The sequence below is a fragment of the Pseudomonas tehranensis genome (genome assembly GCF_014268615.1).
GTDB classification, from domain to species: domain Bacteria; phylum Pseudomonadota; class Gammaproteobacteria; order Pseudomonadales; family Pseudomonadaceae; genus Aquipseudomonas; species Aquipseudomonas tehranensis.
Genome location: NZ_JABWQV010000416.1, coordinates 1 through 2,427, shown reverse-complemented (window position 1 = coordinate 2,427; position 2,427 = coordinate 1). Strand labels below are relative to the sequence as shown.

Genomic DNA, 2,427 nt, shown 5'->3' with positions numbered 1-2,427 from the left:
TTCATCGCGGGCAAGCCTTGCTCCCACAAGTCGGGGATAAATCCCCTCGCCACAACAAGGGATCGCAAAAAATTTACTGAGCCAACCACCCACCATCAATATTCCACGCCGCGCCGCGTACCTGGCTACCGGCTTCGCTGCACAGGAACAGCACCAGTTCCCCCAGTTGCGGCGGGGTGACGAACTCCAGGGAAGGTTGCTTCTCGGCCAGCAGGTCATGCTGCGCCTGTTGCGGATCGACGCCCGTGGCAATGCGGTCGTCGATCTGTTTCTGCACCAGCGGTGTCAGCACCCAGCCAGGGCAGATGGCGTTGCACGTCACGTTGCTGGTGGCGGTTTCCAGGCCGACCACTTTGGTCAGGCCGATCACCCCGTGTTTGGCCGCGACATAGGCCGCCTTGCCCACCGAGCCGACCTGGCCGTGCACCGAGGCGACGTTGATGATCCGCCCCCAGCCCTTGGTGCGCATGCCCGGCAGGCTCAAGCGCGTGGCATGGAACACCGAGGACAGGTTGATGGCGATGATCGAGTCCCAGCGCTCCACCGGAAAATCTTCCACGGCGGCCACGTGTTGGATCCCCGCATTGTTCACCAGGATGTCCACGCCGCCGAACTCGCGCTCGGCGTAGGCGAGCATGTCGGCGATCTGCGCCGGGTCACTGACATCGGCGGGATGATGGCCGACCTTGCCGCCAAACTGTTTCACCTCGGCGATCACCGCCGAGGCATCGCCGAAGCCGTTGAGGATCAGGTTGGCGCCGGCCTTGGCCAGGCTCAGGGCGATGCCCAGGCCAATGCCGCTGGTGGAGCCGGTGACCAGGGCGGTCTTGCCGGATAAAGTTGTTGTCATACGAACCTCACACAATGCCAGTGGCGTAGAACACACCGATCACCACGAAAACCGCGAGGGTCTTGATCAGCGTAATACAGAAAATGTCTTTGTAGGCTTCACGGTGGGTCAGGCCGGTCACCGCCAGCAGGGTGATCACCGCGCCGTTGTGGGGCAGGGTGTCCATGCCACCGCTGGCCATGGACGCGACCCGGTGCAGCACTTCCAAGGGAATGTTGGCAGCATTGGCGGCGCTGATGAACGTTTCGGACATCGCCGCCAGGGCGATGCTCATGCCGCCCGAAGCAGAGCCGGTGATGCCCGCCAGCAGGGTCACGGTCACAGCTTCATTGACCAGAGGATTGGGGATGTTCTTGAGCCAGTCGGCCAGCACCAGAAAACCCGGCAAGGACGCGATGACCGCACCGAAACCATATTCCGAGGCGGTGTTCATTGCCGCCAGCAGCGCACCGCCCACCGCGCTCTTGCTGCCTTCGGCCAGCTTGCTGCGAATGGTGCTGAAGGCGAACAGCAGCACCAGCACAATGCCCACCAGCAGCGCGGCCTGCACGGCCCAGATCGCGGTGAGCTTGGCGATGTCGCTGGTCACCGGTGCAGTCATGCCCGGCAATGCCAGGCTGTGGGTCTTGCCGTACCACTGGGGAATCCACTGGGTGAACAGCAGGTTCATGATCCCGACCGCCAAGAGCGGTGAAATGGCGAGCCAGGGATTGGGCAGCTTGATGTCTTCGGCGGTCTCCGGCTCGTTGCGCAGCTCGGTGCCGTAGCCTTCTCCGACGCGCTGGGCCTTGTTGCGCTGGCGTTGCAGGAACAGCATGCCGAAGCTGAACACGAAGATCGTGCCGATCACACCCAGCCATGGCGCGGCCCAGGCGGTGGTATTGAAGAAGGTGCTGGGGATGATGTTCTGGATCTGCGGCGTACCGGGCAGGGCGTCCATGGTGAACGAGAACGCGCCAAGGGCAATGGTGGCCGGGATCAGCCGCTTGGGAATATTGCTCTGGCGGAACATCTCGGCGGCGAACGGATACACCGCGAACACCACGACGAACAGCGACACGCCGCCATAGGTCAGCAAAGCGCAGACCAGCACGATCACCAACATGGCCTGGCGCGTGCCCAATAGGCGAATCGCTGCCGCGACGATAGAGCGGGAGAAGCCCGACAGCTCGATCAGCTTGCCGAACACCGCGCCGAGCAGGAACACCGGGAAATACAGTTTGATGAAGCCGACCATCTTCTCCATGAACACCCCGGTGAAGGCAGGCGCGACGGCGGAAGGATCAGTGAGCAGGACGGCGCCGAGGGCGGCGATGGGGGCAAAAAGGATAACGCTGTAGCCACGGTAGGCGGCGACCATCAGCAGCGTGAGGGCTGCCAAGGCAATGATCACACTCATGGTGTGTCTCCTGGATTGTTATTTTTGTGGTGAAACGGTGGGAGAGGCTTTAGCGAGTTTTGTGCCAGATGTGTAAGCTATTGAAATATAAGAAATTATTTATATTTTTTTAAAAAGATAATGAAAATTTTCTCTTAGTTGAGACACTAAAAAGATCGCAGCCTTCGGCAGCTCCTAC

2 protein-coding genes are annotated in these 2,427 nt (G+C 60.9%); both read right to left on the bottom strand.

Going from position 1 to position 2,427, the window contains the following annotated elements:
- Positions 1-73: 73 nt before the first annotated feature.
- The gene (gene hbdH / locus HU811_RS26625; RefSeq protein WP_186659059.1) at positions 74-850 is read right to left on the bottom strand and encodes a 3-hydroxybutyrate dehydrogenase; all 777 of its coding nucleotides are present in this window, start codon (positions 848-850) and stop codon (positions 74-76) included.
- A gap of 7 nt (positions 851-857) precedes the next feature.
- Positions 858-2,249 (bottom strand): GntP family permease, encoded by a 1,392-nt coding sequence (locus HU811_RS26620; protein WP_092396093.1) that lies wholly within the window; start codon positions 2,247-2,249, stop codon positions 858-860.
- Between the last annotated feature and the right edge of the window lie 178 nt (positions 2,250-2,427).